The organism is Mycoplasma sp. HU2014, from assembly GCF_001199495.1.
Lineage (GTDB): Bacteria > Bacillota_I > Bacilli_A > Mycoplasmatales > Mycoplasmataceae > Mycoplasma.
The window spans coordinates 40,026-59,687 of the sequence record NZ_LFYS01000073.1 but is presented as its reverse complement, the minus strand read 5'-3'; the positions used below and the strand labels follow the sequence as shown (position 1 = coordinate 59,687).

The 19,662-nt window shown below is 24.4% G+C and carries 12 protein-coding genes and 1 pseudogene; 11 read left to right on the top strand and 2 right to left on the bottom strand.

Annotation, left to right across the window (positions count from 1 at the left end; translation table 4 throughout):
* The coding region (locus AB668_RS05775) for a hypothetical protein (RefSeq protein ID WP_082160339.1) at positions 1-500 on the top strand (500 nt) is incomplete at its 5' end.
* Between the two features lie 57 nt (positions 501-557).
* On the opposite strand, the gene AB668_RS05995 is transcribed toward AB668_RS05775, so the two are convergent.
* Positions 558-749, bottom strand: a complete 192-nt coding sequence (locus AB668_RS05995; protein ID WP_235443357.1) for a 6-phosphofructokinase — start codon at positions 747-749, stop codon at positions 558-560.
* A 49-nt stretch (positions 750-798) separates the two neighbouring features.
* Positions 799-1,764, bottom strand: a pseudogene (locus AB668_RS05990) (helix-turn-helix domain-containing protein); the annotation flags it as partial.
* A gap of 851 nt (positions 1,765-2,615) precedes the next feature.
* Here AB668_RS05990 and AB668_RS04875 point away from each other — a divergent pair.
* From AB668_RS04875 to AB668_RS04830, 10 genes are all read left to right on the top strand, one after another.
* Positions 2,616-3,839 carry a BspA family leucine-rich repeat surface protein gene (locus AB668_RS04875; protein WP_050517873.1) on the top strand — a complete coding sequence of 408 codons (1,224 nt, stop codon included), beginning with the start codon at positions 2,616-2,618 and terminating at the stop codon, positions 3,837-3,839.
* 26 nt (positions 3,840-3,865) lie between these two features.
* On the top strand, positions 3,866-5,197 hold the full coding sequence (locus AB668_RS04870) for a BspA family leucine-rich repeat surface protein (protein ID WP_050517872.1): 1,332 nt from the start codon (positions 3,866-3,868) through the stop codon (positions 5,195-5,197).
* A gap of 336 nt (positions 5,198-5,533) precedes the next feature.
* Entirely contained in the window at positions 5,534-6,967 is a 1,434-nt protein-coding gene (locus AB668_RS04865) for a transposase (RefSeq protein ID WP_050517871.1), read from the top strand.
* A gap of 283 nt (positions 6,968-7,250) precedes the next feature.
* Positions 7,251-9,440 carry a putative immunoglobulin-blocking virulence protein gene (locus AB668_RS04860; RefSeq protein WP_050517874.1) on the top strand — a complete coding sequence of 730 codons (2,190 nt, stop codon included), beginning with the start codon at positions 7,251-7,253 and terminating at the stop codon, positions 9,438-9,440.
* Positions 9,441-9,470: 30 nt separating this feature from the next.
* Complete coding sequence (mip, locus tag AB668_RS04855; protein ID WP_050517870.1) at positions 9,471-12,032, top strand: Ig-specific serine endopeptidase MIP; 2,562 nt, start codon at positions 9,471-9,473, stop codon at positions 12,030-12,032.
* A gap of 58 nt (positions 12,033-12,090) precedes the next feature.
* Positions 12,091-13,524, top strand: a complete 1,434-nt coding sequence (locus tag AB668_RS04850; protein WP_050517869.1) for an MSC_0624 family F1-like ATPase-associated membrane protein — start codon at positions 12,091-12,093, stop codon at positions 13,522-13,524.
* Positions 13,525-14,013: 489 nt separating this feature from the next.
* A complete protein-coding gene (locus AB668_RS04845; protein ID WP_050517868.1) occupies positions 14,014-16,395 on the top strand; it encodes an alpha-amylase family glycosyl hydrolase in 2,382 nt (793 codons plus the stop codon).
* A gap of 48 nt (positions 16,396-16,443) precedes the next feature.
* The gene (locus tag AB668_RS04840) at positions 16,444-18,141 is read left to right on the top strand and encodes a glycoside hydrolase family 13 protein (RefSeq protein WP_050517867.1); all 1,698 of its coding nucleotides are present in this window, start codon (positions 16,444-16,446) and stop codon (positions 18,139-18,141) included.
* A 130-nt stretch (positions 18,142-18,271) separates the two neighbouring features.
* Positions 18,272-18,775: a DUF2714 domain-containing protein gene (locus AB668_RS04835; protein WP_050517866.1), complete on the top strand. Its 504-nt coding sequence runs from the start codon at positions 18,272-18,274 to the stop codon at positions 18,773-18,775.
* The gene (locus AB668_RS04830) at positions 18,775-19,662 is read left to right on the top strand and encodes an MSC_0622 family F1-like ATPase gamma subunit (protein ID WP_050517865.1); all 888 of its coding nucleotides are present in this window, start codon (positions 18,775-18,777) and stop codon (positions 19,660-19,662) included. The genes AB668_RS04835 and AB668_RS04830 overlap by 1 nt, the downstream gene beginning before the upstream one ends.

Below are 19,662 nucleotides of genomic sequence, written 5' to 3'. Positions count from 1 at the left end.
TTTTTGATATTAATGTTGATGAAAATAATCAAAAAGTTGTTTTTTTAAAAGAAAATGTTTTTGAAAAAGTTCACAAAAATGCAGGGTTCTCAATAATAGTTTCAAACGTTGATTCTGATTTAGAATTTATACTTACTCAATACAAGAAAAGAGATCTTGTTGAAAAAGCATTTTCAACTGTTAAGACCACTTTTGATTTAAATAAATTTAATGTTCAGGATAGATTGGTTTTAGAATCAAAAATGTTTATTTCATTTTTAGCATTGATTGTTAGATCATATTTCAGTTATTGTATGAAAGAATTTTTAGCTGAAAATGGTCATCATACAGTGAATACATTGTTTAGTGAATTATCAAAAATGGAGTTAGCAAAATTCAATAAAACATATGTAAGTTCTTATGGTTTAAGCAAGACTCAAAAAATAATTTTATCTGCATTAAAAATAACCGAAAAAGATGTAAATCAATGCACGAAAGATATTAATAAAAACCTAAACTAGTCACACGAACGTGAAAAGTTCAGGTTAGATCATATGATTTTTCAGATATTAAAATAATTACACTTTTTTATTTTTTAAAAATAATTCTTTTGTCTTATTTGCAATTTCATCAATTGTTAGTAAGTCTTCAGATGGTGAAAATATTTCACTTGATGTTGCTATTGCTGAATAAGTTACTAAATCACCACAACTATTTCCCATTATTTCAATAACATTAGCTCTTTTATGAGATTGAATTGTACTTCTTATTTTATCAATTGCATTAATTATAGTATCTAAAGCTGTGTGAAATCCAATTGTATAATTTCTTGCCAGCTACTTTAAACTCTGTTATCTCAGTTGCTCATCTCTTATTTGGTTTAGAAGTATAAAAATTTCTATTTAAGATATTCTCAGCAATTTTTCCAACAGTTCCCTTATAAGAACTATATTGACCATTCTTTGTTCTAAACTTAACACATTGAATATTAAGTTCTCTAGTTATTCTTAAAATCTTTTTGTGATTTACAATATAATCCATTGATTTTAAAATCAATTTTAACCTTCTATATCCATAAGTTTCAAAAGATTGCTTGAATAATTTAGTAATTATTTCTTTTAATTCCATGTCTTTATCAATAAAATTTTCAAGCTTCTTTTTTCACTCATAAAAAGAAGATTTAGGTAATTTTGCAATTTTTAAAAAGAATGTTAGTTTAACATTCTTATACCTTTTTAACAACTCTAAAACTACTTTTGTTTTTTCCTTGTTGGCTGCTTTTTTCCAACAAGGTGCGGAGCTTTTTTAGATATTCATTCTCCAATTTATAATATTCAAGTTCTTTTTCTAGTTCTTTAACTCTGTCATCATTATGGTTTTTTAATTTAGATTTTTTTCTTTTATCCTTTTTAAAATTATTCATATACTTTTTAGGTCTTCCTATATTATTATTTAACCCTAAAAATCCATCCTTTTTATACTTTTTAACTCAGTTTGCAACAATTGAACGATTTGTAATCTTAAATTTTTTTGCTACTTCATAATACGTTTTATTAGTTTTAATCTTATATAACACTATTTTTAATTTTAGTTCAGGAGCATAAACATGTTTGTTATGTTTATCAATAAGTCCGCTTTCTCCAAATAATTCATATCTAATAACAATATCTCTCATTGTTGAAGTGGAAATATTATATTTACTTGCTATAGAAGTACTTTTTTAACATTTAGTTTCTTTGCTTCTTTTATAATTTCTAATCTTTTTTCTAAATTTAATTTAGACATATAAAAACCCCCTTTTCCGTATATTTAGTCCGGATTTGGGGGTTCAGTGGAAAATTGAGAGTGTTATTTATTATGATTTACAATAAGTTTGTTATATCAAAAAATAATAAATTTAGAAAGTAGAAAGAGTTTTGATATGACTAAAAAAACTTTAGCAATTTTAACATCATCATTGACTGGAGTTTCTGCAGTTGGGGCTGTTAGTGGAGTTGTTGTTAGTTCTAGAATGATAAATAGGAATATAGATAAATAGTCTAGAATATATTGACAAAATAGTTAGAGAAAATAATATTTCTCAAGATTCATTTAAACCAGGACCTAATGGTTTATTTCGACGAGCTATTACAATTCAAGAATCAGAATATATCAACGATGAATAAGTTAATCCGATTAAATGTACTAAACTTGGATATTCATTGTTATCTGATAAGCATATTGTATTGCACGCTATCTCTAAAACTGTTTAAAAAGTACCTGAAAATCTTCCAAAATTCATATCAGCATTAATCCTTACTTTTGCTGATAATAAGAACGAAACTATTGAAGGTATTGAGCGCTGAAATACTAGAAGTATAACTAAAATGGCAGCAATAGATTCAGATAAACATTCATTTAATAAAGAGAAAGATTTATTAATTCGTTTTTCTATGCCTATAAATATAGATTGAAAATTTAAATAATAATATCTTATAAAAAACCCATAAGGTTTTATTATCTATAATTATTAGATTTAATCTCATATATTTGAAAACTAACAAAATATACTAATATAAGAAATAATGTATTTTAAATTGCAATTTTTTTTATAAAATAAATTTCGAAAGGATAAAATAAACTAAATTAGGTAAATTATGAAAAAAATATTAACTTTATTAGGTTCAATTACAGTACTTGCTTCTGCTAGTGTCACTGTAGCTTGTCAACCAACTATGACTGTCACTTTAGATCAAGTTTGAAATAAAGAGTTTAAAAATAAATTAGATACAGGAAAAACTAGAGCTCATATTTTAGACTTATTAAAAGAAAAATTACCAAAAAGTATTATTGAAACTATTGATTTTGAAAAATCAGTTAGTGAAAATATTACTACTAGATTACAAAAAAGTGAAAACAATGATAAAAAACAAACTATTAAATTGGTTGTAAATAATAAACCAATTGAACTAGAAATAGGAAATGTTAAATTAGCACACCAATCAATTAAATATATTGATACTAATGGAAATACTCAAGAAAAAAATAAAGAAGAATGATTAAAAATGGTATGAGTAGATCCTAAAAAGAAAAAAAATAAAAAAGAAGTATCAGATATTAAAGAAATTATTCAAATGGGTTATTATGATGATGAAGGTGAAAATTACTTAAAACCATTTAATAAACATATTGAATATGTACAAGCATTTGAAATGCCTAAAAACGTAGCAAAAATATCTGCACTTTTACCAAGAGAAGTAAATAGTTTAAGTAAAGTATTTCAAGAAAATGTAAATGACAAAATCGAAGGTATTGAAAATTGAGATGTATCTGGAGTTTGTCAAATGAGTTTCTTATTCTATAAAGCTACTAAATTTGACCACAATATTACTGATTGAAATGTCAAAATTTTAAGAGACGCCAATTCAATGTTTAGAGAAGCTGAAAACTTCAAACAAGATTTAGGTAAATGAAGACCTTCTAGTTTAGCTTATGCAAGCAGAATGTTTTATCAAGCAAAACAATTTAATGCAAATATAAATACATGAGACACTTCAAATGTATACAATATGAACGAAATGTTTTTTAGAGCATCATCATTTAATCAAGATCTAAATGATTGAAAAACACAAAATGTTACTGAAATGAAAAGCATGTTTAGAGACGCTATTTTATTTAATGGAGATATTTCAAAATGAAATGTAGAAAAAGTTACAGACGTTGAAAATATGTTTAGAGGTGCTAAAAAATTTGATCAAAATCTAAGTAATTGAAATTTAAAATCAGTACAAAAATTTAGAGATTTTGCTAAAGGTTCTATGATAGAAAACAATAATCACAAATTACCTAAAGCTTTAGCCAAAAAGGTAGTTAAATTTTAAATATTTATTAAAAAAGGATGTGTTATATGAAAAAGTTGCTAACTTTATTAAGTTCAATCACACTAATTGGATCTACTGTCTTAGTTGCATCATGTAAAAATAATACTCAACAAAGTCAACCTAACAGTGATAAAAATCCAAATAATGATCAACAAGCACCATCAAGTAACGAATTTATACTAGATAATATTAAAAGTAAGTTTGATTATGTAGCTGAAAAACAAGATTCACTAAATTTTATTGTTAATGCTTTAAAAGACAATCAATGAAAAACACTTTCTACTTCATATACTCCAAAAATTTCATATCTTGATGTGAAAGATCTTAATGAAGATCAAATAACCAAAAAATATGAAACAAAAATAAAAGAGTTAAACCGAGAAATAGTTAACCTTGAAAAAGAACGTGACAATTTATTAAAATCTATTAAAGATTTTAAAGATATTAGTTCATTTAAATCTCAATATATCAATAACAATAAAGAGTGTCTACTTATTGGTTTTACATATATTAGTGAAAATGATTGTAAGATTGAAAAATTTGACCCAAATTGTAATAAAGCACCATTATTACCAAGTTTTATTACAAGCTTAGAAAGTGCATTTACTAACAATCATAATGCAAAAATTGAAGGTATTGATGAATGAAATACTTCAAACGTAACTAATATGAAATATATGTTTTTATCAGCAGAAAATTTTAATGGATCAATTGGTAGTTGAAATACAGAAAAAGTTCAAAGTATGTACTATATGTTTTCAAATGCTAAAAAGTTTAACCAAGCTCTAACCAATTGAAATACTTCCAGTGTTACTAATATGGAAGGAATGTTTTATAATGCATCTGTATTTAACAAACCACTAAAACATTTTAAAACTTCTAAAGTAAAAAATATGAGTGCTATGTTTTTAAATGCTAGAGAATTTGATCAAGATATCAGTTCATGAGATACCTCAAGTGTAACTAACATGGGTCAAATGTTTAGAGGTGCTAAAAAATTTAATAAACCACTAAAAGATTGGAATACCTCACAAATTACTGATATGAATGAAATGTTTAGGGAAGCAAGTGTTTTTAATCAAGATTTAACAAATTGAGATACATCAAAAGTTACCACAATGTATGGTATGTTTAATAATGCGCCAATGTTTAATAAATCATTAGCACATTTTAAAACAGACATCGTAACTGACATGAGTTATATGTTCTATAAAGCTTCATCATTCAATCAAAACATATCTAACTGAGTCATAGCAATAACAGACCCTGACAAAGTTAAAGGTTTCAACAGAGATACACATGAAGAATTCACAGGAGATAAACTTCCTGAAAGAATCAGAGAACTTTTAAAAAAATAGATAAAACTTTTAATATTAAAAATTGTAAAAATACTAACATGTATTAGTTAAATTTTGCTAATAGAGATTATAATGGACTACAAAACGATATTTGTGCAAATACATAGAACTGTTCCATTTTCTAGAATCAAATGTCTAAATTATAAAAGTTATACCCCATAATACTATACAAAATGTCGAATTTTGAACAATGTAGACATTTTTTTATTTATTTTTCTGACAAAGACTTAAAAAATGTTGCTAATGTCATCATAAAAAAATTAATTTTATTTATTTTCCTATCCAAATTTTGTGTTTAATATAATTATAATGCTATATATTTAGGAGGATTTGAAAATGGCAATTCCAGTTGAGATAAGACAAGTTGAAAGACCTAAAAACACAGTTGTAAAGAACTACTTTGGAAAATTTAAAGTTGTTAAAAGAACCAGCAAATATGTGAATGGAAAAGCAATTCCAAAAGATTTGGAAATCGTTGGAGAAATAGTAGATTACAAATTTGTTCCTTTTGAAACACCTATCCCAGTAGGCACAAGATCTAAGAAAAATCAAGAAAAAATTGATATAAAAGACTATGGTAACATAGCAATTTTTACAAAAAATAGCAATGATATTTTGGAAAAATTACTAACACATTTTGATTCATCAACAGCTTACAAATTATATGTAATTGCTATTCTTAGATGTGCCTATCCAAAAGTCGTTAATCGTGATTTAAAGTTTTACTATGAAACTTCATTTATGTCTGAATTATTTAAAAAGGTTGGTTTATCTGAATCATTACTACCAGAATTCTTTGAAAAAACTGGTAGAGCATATTCAAATATACATAACTTCATGTTAGACAGATTAAATGAGTTCAAAGGTAGAGTGCAAATTATTGATGGCACACTTAAATCTTATAATTCAGATGAAGTAACTTTTTCTCAATGATCAAGAAAAGGTAAGGTTAAAGGTAGCAAAGATTTTACCTTACTTTACACTTGTGACTTATATACCAAAGAGCCAATTTATCACAGACCATACCAAGGAAATATGCTGGATTCGACTATTTTTGAGGACTTTTTGGAAAATGTGCCTAGCACTGGGGAAATATTAGTTGCTGATAAAGGTTTTAGAACTAAAGCAATTACAGAGCTTTTAGAACAGAATAAAAATGTTAAGTATCTTTTGTCATTAAAGAGAAATACAACATTAATTAGAGCAGAAAAACTTGATGAAAACTTGGCCCCTGTAAAAATTAAAGATAAGCAATTACTAGGGTCTAAAAAGCAAATAGATGGAAAGTTTTTTTATCTATTTAAAGACTTAGAAATAGCTGGCAAAGAAAGCGTTGGAAACTATCAAAAGCATCTAAAAAGAAATACATTTAACATTGATGAATTCAATAAAAATAATCAATTTTTTGGAGTCATTGTTTTGAAATCCAATGTTGACCTTTCATTAGAGGATGTATACACACTGTATGATCAAAGATGAGAAATTGAAGAAATGTTTAACTTTTACAAAAATATTTTGGAACTATCAAAAACAAGAGTTCATTCAGAAATGAAAGTTTACACAACAGAGTTTATAAACTACTTGTCACTAATAATTGCGACAAAAGTTAAGAACAATTTAATAAAACTAAATCTTCATCAAAACTACTCATTCAGACAGATTATAGAATATTTGAGAAGTTACAAAGTTGAAGTAATAAATGATACAGAATGAAAAAAACGCAAGGTGTTAAAATATGTTCAAGACCTTGCGGAATTGTTAGAAATATAGCATTACACTAAAACTTTTTATTTTAGATATTTATCAAAAATAATCAAGAAGTGAAAGTCTAGAAAAAGAGAAGAATGAGATGATGTTGAAACATTAAAATATATTAAAGAATTGAAGTCTATTTTAAAAATATAGTGTCCAAAATTGGGAATTTTTTAATATATATATATATATATATCAATTTAAAAAAGTCTATATAATATACTTAATGATAAACAAAAATTAATTGACAAATTTATAGATTTAATAGATATTGGTTGATTAAAGAATGGAGAAAATGATGATGCATATTAAAAAGAAGAAAAATAAAACATTGCTTTTATTAATAATTGGTCTTGTTGCTTCTTCAACTGTTTTATCTACAATTGTATATAATGGTATTTCAGATGGATCTATTGCTAAGATCACTTCAACAATCGGTCAAACTGATGCTGAACTTCAACCGGTTAATGGTAATGTCAATGTCAATGTGGCGGCTAGAGATACTAATATAGATAAAATTCCAAAAGAAGATTTAATAAAACCAGAACCAATTAGAAAAGAAGAAACTGAAACTGTTCCAACTCCAGAAGTTCCAAGAGTAGTTGAGAATGAAACCAATCCAAAACCAGAAATTCAGCCAGGAGAACACGAAACAACAATTGAAATCGCAGGAACATCAGTGAGAGCTATTGTTAGTGGTAGACCTGCATTTTCTCCAACTACATTTGATACAACCAACGGTATTGCTAATCCTAGTGGTTATACAAATATTACAGTTGATAAAATCGTTAGTGTCAATGTAACTAAAGAACTAAGAGATGCTGTTAGAAACCAAGCATTAAATGCACAAGGAACTGGATTATTAAATGATAGTGCTTTTAAAGTTATTACTGATAGTTTCAACCGTGGAGATACTGCTGAAACAGTTGGTGGAATTTTAAGAAATAATAAATCTACTTGAGAAAATATAGTTCAAAGATTTGGAAAATTATTTGATTCTCCAAATGTAAAAAAATTCTTAAAAGATGAAGCACAAAAAATATATGATCAAATGATAGCAACATTTAAATCTAAAGAAGAAAAATATGCATGATTAATAGCTAATTTAGATAGTACAAAATTTACAACAATTGGTCCAAGAGCTGAAGCTTATTTAAAAGAAGGTTTAGCTTTAGATCCTAGAAATGTATACATTAATGAAGATGGAGTAATTGATTCTTATTCTTACAATATTCCAGATAGATATAACACTGTAACTAGCAGAATCACTAGAGATAATCTTGAAAGAAGAGTTTTTAATTACAATTCACCATACACTAGATCTGCTGAAGATGTTAGAAATGGTACTTATCCAGGATGAACAAAACAAAAAATCGATGTAACTAGTGATCCAATATTTAATAAATATAAGATTGAACCAAATTCAGGGATAAATGTATTTAAACTAGAAAGAAATCCAGAAGTTAATGATTCATTAAATAAAGGTTATGTTGTTGAACTTGATGCCGCTAACACTAAAGGATATGACAAAATAGAAGGATTAATTAAAGAATTCCAAAAAGATGGTGTTGAAATTACTTCATATAGAATTTTTAACATGGGAAGAGATGATGGAGGTCAACCATTTAGACATATTTTAAGTGCACTTCCTGAGAACTTACCACAATTAGAATTATTCTTTTCAGATAGACAAACAAATACCTCAAGTTTAATAGCTTTAGAACATAAAAAAATTAAAGAATTATCGTTATATACAACAGGAAACTCATTAAGAGATAGTTGATCATTCAACCCTTGATCATTAAAAAATACCTCATTTATTAATACATTAGATTACAACGTAAGTTCAGAATATGCTAGAGGATTAGAAATATCAACAAGAATTACTTTTGACACTATTGCATTCGATGAAGAAGATTATAGTTATAGTACACAAAATGATTTTAGAAGAATTAATCTAGGATTAAGAATGGTGTATTATGCTAGAAATAACGAACCTTTCTTTCAAGGAAGACATGGATCAGGATTAAATCCAGATCAAAAACAAGGCGATAATAGTTATCCAACTGGTTTAGATTTTTCTAGAGTTACAAAAATAAAATCACTAAGGGGATTAGAATTCCATGATTCACAAAACTCAACAAATAAACCTAGATTAATTAAAAGATTAACTTTATTTAATAATCATGAAGCATTTGAAATCACAACCGATGAATTAAATAATGCTAATTTACAACATTTAGATACTAATAATCCATTTGAAAAACCTAAAATAATGTTTGCTAATGGAGCAGGAACAAGAAGAATGGAAATAAAAGGAACTAATAGACTAGAACAATCTGGGTTAGATAATTTAAAAAAATATTTTGAGTATAATGAAATGTTAAAATCAACAAGAGAAATACTTGTAGATCCAAGTGCTACTAGATTAAAAGAACAGTTAGAGGAATTAGGTTACAAAGTTATAACTGAAAGTTATAGTTATACTTAATTATTTTTAAAACAAGAAAGGAAATTAAATATGAAGTTACTAAATAAACTACTAATGATAGCTGGTGTATCATCAGTAGTTGTTCCCAGTTTATTAGTCGTTTCATGTAGTAATGTCAGTGATAATTCATCAAATTCAACACTGACAAACAAACAAATTGATGAATTTATAAATTCAATAGATTCAGAAGCAAAACTAAAAGAAGTTGCAAAGATTATTTTTCAATCAAATTTTGGGCAAACTAAAGAATTATCAAAAACACTTCCAAGCGAAATTGAAGAATCTCCATCAAATTTAAAAGTTACTTTTAAAGAAGAAAAATATAGAGAAAATATAACTGTTTCTGTAGAAAGTGCACAAACAGAAAAAAATGCTTCAATAAATATATCAAACACAAAAGGCGAAGTTAAGATTTTTGTTAAGTTTTTAAATAGAAAAACTAATGCATCTGAAGTTAAAAATTTTCATCTAACAGGTTTAAATAAAAATGGTGGATTTGATCATCACGGTCGACAAGAAACTGATCCAACAGCCTCTTTTGGAGGACGTGAAGGATTAAAAAAATATAATGATTCAACTCAAAAAGAACGTTTTAATATAGATAATGAAAAATATATGAGAATGCTTGAATCTATATACAATCAAGGCTCAGGTCAAGCGATCGATATTAAAAAAGAGTTCGGACTAGTTCTATCTGATGACCAAATCAAAGAATTTAACAAATTAGCTGAAGAAGTTAGTTTTGATACTTACTATAATTCAGCATTAAAAGGATTTACGCTTCCTGTTTTTGAAGGAGAGAAAAAGAAATTAAGAATCAATGATCGCCCAGAAGTTAATAAAGGTCCATCGTTCACTGATTCTTTAGGGACAAATCATGTTCAATCTCACGGTTTAGCTAGAACTTTAATCAATGATACATATAAAACAATAGCTGAACAAACATTCCAAGTTAAATTTACATATAAAAAAGATTTTTCTGAAGAAATTGCGATTTTAGATAAAAATATTAATTTAATTAAATCTTGAGATGAAAAAACTTTAAAAGACTTTAAAGAAGGTGAAGCAAGAAAACTTGATCTTCAATATGGTTTTGAAATTCAAAAATTAGAAAATGAAATTAAAATTATAAATCCTAATGAGCAAGGAATAAAATCAGAAAAAGAAAAAGAACTTAAAGAATTAAAGGATAAATTAGAAAAAGAGAAAAAAGAAATCCTAGAACACACACAAGATTCATTAATTAAAATATATGAAAAAGAAAAATCTAAACTTGTCGAGAAAAGAGAAAAAGGTGAAGAACTTGCTAATGAATCTGGAACAATGTGAATAATGGATTATCAGTTAAATGCTTCAAACAATCCTACAACATTTTATTTTGGAACAAACTCTCACGTTGCAAAAGCCATAACAGATAGATTAACAAGTGTAACAATTACTAGAATTAAAGATACTGTTCAAGTTGGTCAAACACTTAAATTAAATTCTTTTGATCCAAATTTCGAAACATTTTCATTCCAAATAAACGAACAAAATAAACAATCAGTATATGCAATTTTTCACGCAACAGATTTTATCAATAAAAACCCTTCTGATTATTTAGTTAAAGATCAAGCTCAAAAATATAAAGATGCAGGATTTTTTGCTGATTTTGCTGTAATTGAATTTGATTTTGAAAAATTATTATCTGCAAACAATGTTACAGTTACAAGAGCTAGACAAGAAGTTAAAGAATATCAATCTTTAGATGCTAAAAAAATGTCAGCAGTAATAACAAATAATTATGCAACCAAAAAAGAAAAACAAGTCAAGTTTAAATCTGATTCATATCTAGAAGATTATCAAAAAATAGATAGACCAATTTTAGCTAGAAATCAAAGCGATAGAGAAAGACTTAATAAATTAGAAAATATCTATGTTTTAGGATATCCAACTTCAGAAAGTGATTATTATCTAAGAAAACATTTAGATGATGAACAAATAAAAGAAAAGAAAAATGATTTTTCACTTTGAACAAATTCTGATAGTAAATACTTTGATTCAGTTTCTAAACAAGAAGGTTCATCTGGTCGCTATTCAAAAGAAGAATTAGAAAGGGGTAACTTCTTATCATATCAAATTGGTTATCGATCATTTATTGATAAACCAGGATTAACTGATGCATTTTTATCAACTCATAGAATTGGTGATAAGCTTTATACACTAACTTTAAATGAAAAAACTAAACAATATTTCAACTTTGGATTGGAATTAATGCCAAGATTTTACTCTCCTGCTGGAGGAGCATCTGGATCTAGTGTTAGAAATAAAAATAATGAATTAATTGCAGTTTATCACGCTTCAAATGGTAATGCAAAAACTGGGTTAGCAACCATGTTTAGATCACCAGGATACAGCTATAAAGGATTATTTGGAGAATATAATTTACCTGAATATGATCTAATTTATGGTAGTGGACAAAATCAAATTAATTCATATAGACATGCACTAAAAAATAAATATAGTGACAAGATAAAAACGAGATTATTTGAAGAAGGATTTGATGAAGATAAAATACCTGACAATTTTAAATTTGATAAAAAAACTAACTAAAATAAATAACAAAGGTGATAAAGCAATAGCTTATTGCCTTTTTGTATAAGGAGCAAAAATGATACAAAATTCTATCAAATTATTTGATAGTAAAAGTTATGAAGAAATAACTAATTTAGTATTAGAAAAAGATAAAAATAAAATTATAACGATCTATAAATTTATCTCATTAATATTTTTTTCTATTACATTTATTTTATTGTTATTTTTAATTAATAAAACAGTCTTTTATAGTAAAGATTTATTCTCAATAGCTTTTAACTTTTCAACAGATAAATTTAAAGAAATAAACTGAACATTTTTATTAAGATTATTTACTTTAAGTTTTTTATACTTATATGGTTTTAAAAAAACGTATTTAAATATTTATCAAAATAAAAATCATATAAAAATATATGCAATATGATTTGTGCTATATTTATCAATTTCATTTTTTGGATTTGTTATGTTTTTTGCATTTAAAGATATTACTAATTTTTATAAAACTTACACTCTTTTATACAGTTTAATTGTTTTATTAGTAGTTGATATTTTTTATGAAATATTCAAGTTCTTTACAAAAATAAAAATAAATCCTTTAATTTATTCAAATAAAAAATTATTAGTAATAAATATATTATCAAGAGTTATTTTAGTTAGTTTAGTATTAGTATTTTTCACTTTATGAATTAGTGCTTCATCTAAAACAGGATCATTAATTATTAATAATTCATTTTATGATTCAATTTATAAAATCTTTAAATTCAAAAGCTTATTAAACTTTATGATTATTGTTTTCAGTTTTTTAGTTTTAATGATATTGTTAGTTGGATTAAATATTTATTTAGTTTATTTGATAATTTATAAACAATTAAATATAAGTAATTTAAAAAATAGATTTGATTTTTATTTAGTATGTTTAAGTGTTGTTGTTATATGACTTATAAGTTTAACAGTTTTAAAAATAAAACCAACTCATAATAAGTTTAGCAATGATGATAGTTTAGATTATTTAAATTTATTATTTTCAGTATTTAATATATTCATCTTTATGATTTTTATGTATTTCCACTTCTTAAAAAAACATAAAATAGTAAACAATAAATTATTAAATAATAATTATTTAATTAGTTTTTTATGAATTATTTGAACTATGTTTATGATTTCGAATTTTTTAACAGATCAAGTATTAGTTTCTTTAATTAATTTAATAGTTAACATTGTTTTAACAGTTATTAGTTTTAAACTGTATTATATAAAAAATAAATTTAATAGTTATTCTAATTCATTACTAATAGTTATTAATGTCAACATATTATTTATTGTTGGATTAATCTATGGATTGAATCATATATTACTAGCAAATCAAAATAGATCTTTATATATCTTAAATAGTAATTTAAACATTAATCAGATCATTTCAATAACTATAGTTTCAATACAAACAATTTATTATCTTTATTATTTAATTAGTTCAACAATTTCAATAAATCAAATTAAAAAGATTAATTAAAAAAGTTCTAATTATATAACTATATATTTACTAAAATAATCTTTTACTACTGCATTTTTAGGTATTTCAACCGGTTTTAATTCTAATGGGATAGCCATTTCAATTATTTTCGTCTATTTTCTTATTTTTTTAAAGCTATTTTTTTGCTAAAGACGGTTTAAAATCAATTATTAAACCAAATCTGCTAATTTTAACCATTTTTATGTAGTACTATTTGTTAAAACTTTTATAATCTAGAAAATATAGATATTATAATTTAGATATTAAACTAAAACATTCACAAACATAAAAGCATCTAAAAAAGTAAGGTTTAGGAATAATAAATTGACAGTAAAAAAAGCACTAATATATGGTTTTAAAATTACAAAAATATTTAGTATAAAATAAATTTTTTAATAAATATTTTTTACGGTTCCTTTTTAATAGTTATAAATACACTGTTTATATTAATAAGCAAAGTTTGTATAATTATTATGAAAGGAGAAAAATATGAAACAACATTATTTATTAAAACGTTTTATATCAATAATATTATTTGTTTTATTACTAATTGGTTTTAGCTCAACTGTAGCTAGTTGTACAAAACCAAATAGTAATCAACCTACAAAAATAGATGACAAGGAAGATGAATCTGAAAAACCAGATAAAGATCAAACAGATCCAAATAGAGAAGAAAAAGAAATTGATAAGAATTTAAAATATTTAAAGACTAATCATAACCAGGATGTTATTTATCAAATCATTACTGATAGATTTTTTGATGGTGATAAAAAAAATAATCCTAAAGGAAATATCTATAATCCAAACCATAATAGATATTATCATGGTGGAGATTGACAAGGTATTATACAAAAAATAAAAGACGGTTATTTAACTGATCTTGGTGTTGGTGCTTTATGAATTTCTCCACCTGTTAAAAATGTTGATGGAATTTATCCAAATGATGAGAGAATAGGACACGCAAGTGCCAGTTATCATGGATATTGAGCTGAAGACTTTTTTAAAACTAATCCATATTTTGGAACTTTTGATGATTTTAGAGAGTTGATTAAAGTGGCTAATGAACATAATATGAAAATCTATATAGATTTTGCCCCAAACCACACATCACCAGCAGTTGATTATGATAAAGATCTTCATACAGTGGATCATAATCTTTATCCAGAACAATATAGAGGAAGAAATGATCTAAAACCAGGTGGTGAATTATTACCAAATGATGGTGCATTATATAGAGATGGTAAACTATTAGGAAAACTTCATGATAGTAAAGATCATAATTTATTTAATAAAGAAGGTTGAACTAATTTTAGTTCTTGAGAAAATAGTGTTTATAATACAATGTTTGGTCTTGCTGATCTAAATCATTTAAACCCAGTTGTTGATAACTACTTTAAAGATGCTATTAAAAAATGATTAGATTTAGGAATAGCAGGTATTAGACTTGATGCTGTTAGACATATGCCAATTGGTTGACAAAGAAACTTTACTCAATATATTAATAGTTACAAACCATCACTATTATTTGGTGAATGATTTGCAGGAAGCAATGTTGTTGATAATGAACTTAAAACATTTGCAAATAATAGTGGTATGTCATTGTTAGATTTTAATCTTACACATGCTATACGTAATTCACTAGGTAGTTATAGTGAAGGTATGCAACACATACATTACACATTATTAGACACATCTAACAATTTTGAACATGTACACAATCAAGTCACATTTATAGATAACCACGATATGTCTAGATTTATGGAAATATCTAATAGAAATACAAATAGAGTTGATCTTGCATTAGCAACAGTGCTTACAATGCGTGGTATACCTGCAGTTTACTATGGTACTGAACAATATATGGATGGTAAAGAAGATCCGGAAAATAGAAAAAGTATGACTAGTTTTAATAGATCTACAAGAGCATATCAAATAATTAAGAAATTAAGCAAACTTAGAAAAGATAATCCAGCAATTCAATTTGGAGACTACAAAGAACGTTGATTAGACAATGATGTGTTAGTGTATGAAAGAACTTTTAATCAAAACACAGTTGTTATAATGATAAATAGAAGCGAAAGCGCTAGTTATGAATTAAATGGTTTACAATTAGGTTTACCAAAAGGAACTTATGATGACTATTTAAATAATTTACTAAATGGTTTTCCAATCACTGTTCAAGATAATGGTAAAGTTGAACACTATAGATTAAATCCAAATACTTTCCAAGTATTTGTGTCTAATAAACAAAACAGTAATGTTGTTCTTGGTAATGTAAACACATTACAAGCAATTCAAAATGATCGCGTAATACTTAGTGGTGATAATTTAGATAAAATTAAACATCTATATATATCAGATAATAAAGGAAATAATCATATAGCAAAATTAGAATTAATTAATAACAATAATAAATTAGCATACATTGAAATTCCTAATATAAATTCTGGTATGTACCAAATTAAAGCACTTACAAAAGAAGATAAGTGAACTAATAGTATTAATAATTTAAAAATACTAACTAATAAACAGGTAACTGCAAGGATTATGCTTAAACTAGATAAAATGCAAACTATACCAGGTGAAACAGTTCATATAAATGGTAATATTTTTGAATTAGCTAATAATAGTGAACGTATACCTATTCATCCGTTATTTAACTCAACAAAATCTATTGCAATGTATCCTAATCATTTTATAGATGTATCACTACCAATAGATACTAAATTTAAATTAGGATTTATGATAAAAAATAAAGATGGTAGTATCAAAAATCAAATTACACTTGAAAATGAATATATAATCACACAAGAAATGTATAATGAAAATTTAAAAAATAGCACTAATATTGTTATTCAAACACAATGATAATTTAATAATTATTAATATTAAAATACAAAACATACATAGGAGGTATTAATGGATAAATTAGCAATATATCATAAAGATCAATCTAATTATTCTTTTGCTTTATCTAATAAACAAGTTGTATTAAGACTCAGAGTTAGTAAAAATGATAGCTTTGATTATATAAAAGCTATATATGGTGTGAAATATGGTTATCAAGTTGAACAAAAAGAAATAGATATGTCAGTTAAATACACTGATAAATATTTTAACTATTATGAAGTGTTAATTGATATAGATGATGTTAGATTTGTATATATATTCAAACTAAAAATAAATAATGAAATTTATTATTACTCAGAAGAAGGATTAACAAAAGAATATGACTTTTCTAAAGCATTTTATAGTCATTTTCAAATACCTTACATCCATAATGTAGATACAATAGATAAAATAGATTGAGTAACTAAATCTATTTTCTATCAAATATTTGTAGATAGATTTAATATGGGTTCTGATAAATTAAATAAAGATTATATAAACCTAAATTGAGGAGATATTCCAAAAGGTCAGTATGACTATGCTGGTGGAGATTTAAAAGGTATTATAGAAAAACTAGATTATTTAAAAGATTTAGGAATAACATCACTTTATTTAACACCTATATTTTTAGCTAATACTAATCATAAATATGACACAGTAGATTTTTATAAAATAGATGATCAATTTGGTGATAAAAAAATATTTAAAAAACTAGTTGATGAGTGTCATAAAAGAGATATGAAAATAGTTTTAGATATGGTTTTTAATCATGGTAGTGATAAATCAAAAGAATTTAAACATGTTCTAAAACATAAAAAGAAAAGTAAATACTTTGATTATTTCATGATAAATGGTGATGAGGTAGATCAAGAAAAAATTAATTACGAAGTGTTTGCTCATTGTTCATATCATCCTAAATTTAATACAGAGAATAAAAAAGTACGTAAATATCTAATTAAAGTAGCAAAATATTATAAAAACAAGTTTAATATTGATGGAGTTAGATTAGATGTTTCTGATGAAGTTAGTCTTAACTTTTGATTCCATTTTAGAGAACAGTTAAAAAAAATTGATAGAAACTTCTTTATCTTTGGTGAAAACTGACATGATGCTCATAAATTTCTACAAGGTGATAAGTTTGACTCTATAATGAATTATTCTGTTACAAAAGCAATATTAGATCTTTTAGCATATAACAATTTAGATAGCGAGAATTTTGTTTATAGATTAAATGAACTAGTAGTAAGAAACACAACTAATGTAAATTTAATGATGATAAACCTAATTGATTCTCATGATACTAATAGATTTATAACTGATGTTGATGGTGATGTAGATAAATTACTATTAGCTTTATCTATAATATTTATATATATTGGAGTTCCTATGATATATTATGGAACTGAAATTAAACTTGATGGTGGATATGACCCATTAAATAGAAAATGTTTTAATTGAGGCCAAGTTAATAAAGATGAAAAATATACTTCTATATTAAAACAACTAATTAATTTAAAACATAATCAAGATTCGTTAATTAAAGGTGATATTCAGATAAAATATAAAGACAATTTAATACATATAACTAGAACATATAATGATGAAAAAATAAAACTAATTATTAACTACAACAATACAGATATCAATTATATTAGTAAAGATTTAATTCTATCTAATAATTATCATAATAATATATTAAAGCACAAAGGATTTATTATAGAGAAATAAAACACAACATGTACATACAACCTTTAGGATGTATGTACATTTATTATGTTTATTGGTATTAGATTTTAACCATTTTTATATAATACTATTTGTTAAAACCTTTATAATTAATATAGTTTAAGGAGTAATTATGAAAAAAAATAATAAAAATTCAATTATAAATATCGATACATTTGATGTATTTGATTTGTTTAAAAAAACTAAAGCTTCAGAAAACTATATTAGTTATAAAAAATTAATAGCTAGTGTTTTATTAGAATCAAATTTAGGATTTGCTTCTGATCAATATCTTGAATTTGAAAAAATGACAAATAAAGCATTAGAAAATAAATTTGATTTGTTATTAAAAGATTTTGTAATTTCATTTAATGTTGATTTAAAGTATGGATTAAATATTTTGGTTCCAATTTTAACTGATAAAGAATCAACAAATAATGAAGCAATTAGTTTTATAAAAAGTAATGATGAAAAATTAAATAACTTTTTAAATGTATTTAACTTATATGTTTCTAAATTAATTAACGATGATAAATATATTGAAATCTTTCCTGAAATTATTGTTTATAGATCAAAAAACACTGGTTCATTAAAAATACTTTTTAATGAAAAATATTTAGTTATTAGAGGTAGTTAATGGATTTAAAAAAAGTTGAAAGTAAGTTAAATAATTTTAAAAAAATTCAATCAAAAGTTATAAATGATAAAAGTATTCTACAAATTGAAATTATTAAACAAAATAGTTTATTAACTCATTATTTAGATAATGCATTATTAAATCAATACTTGATATTGTCAATTAAACAACAATATCAAATTAAAAATAATTTAATAAGTTCTACATTTAAAACTAAAAATAAGTTTAAAAACTTTTTAATAAAACCTAAACAATTATGAATTTATTTAACTGAAGAACAAAAATATCAAACAGATTCTTATTCAAGATATGAAAATCATATTTTAAATAATACTAAAACTAAAAATATAGACTTTATAACAATAGGAAAGAGATCTTTTGAGTTTTGCTTAGATAATAAATTAAATGTTATTTATAATTTTGATTTAAATGAATCTAATTTATCTTATAAATTAACTGAAATAATTAAGTTATTATTTAGTCAAAAAAATTACCAATCACTTTGTTTTGTAATTAACTCAAATAAAAATAAAACAAATCAATTTACAATTTTACCTTTATCTGAATTTGATATAACAGCATTAAGTGAAAAACAATTAGATCATAATTTAATAGATATTTCTAAATTTAGAATTTATCCAGATATTGACACATATTTAGAAATTCAAGTAGATAATTTTATTAAAAATTCAATTGAATCATTATTAGTTGAATCATCATTTTATAAAGCAAAAAATGAATTGATTAGAATTAATAAAATCATTAATGAAGTTGATGAAGAAATTCATAATTTAAATAAAAAAGTTATTAGAATCAAACGAGAAAAAGAAATTGAAGAATTAGTTTTATTAGCTAGTGCAAATAAACATTTCTTCAAAAAGGAGTAG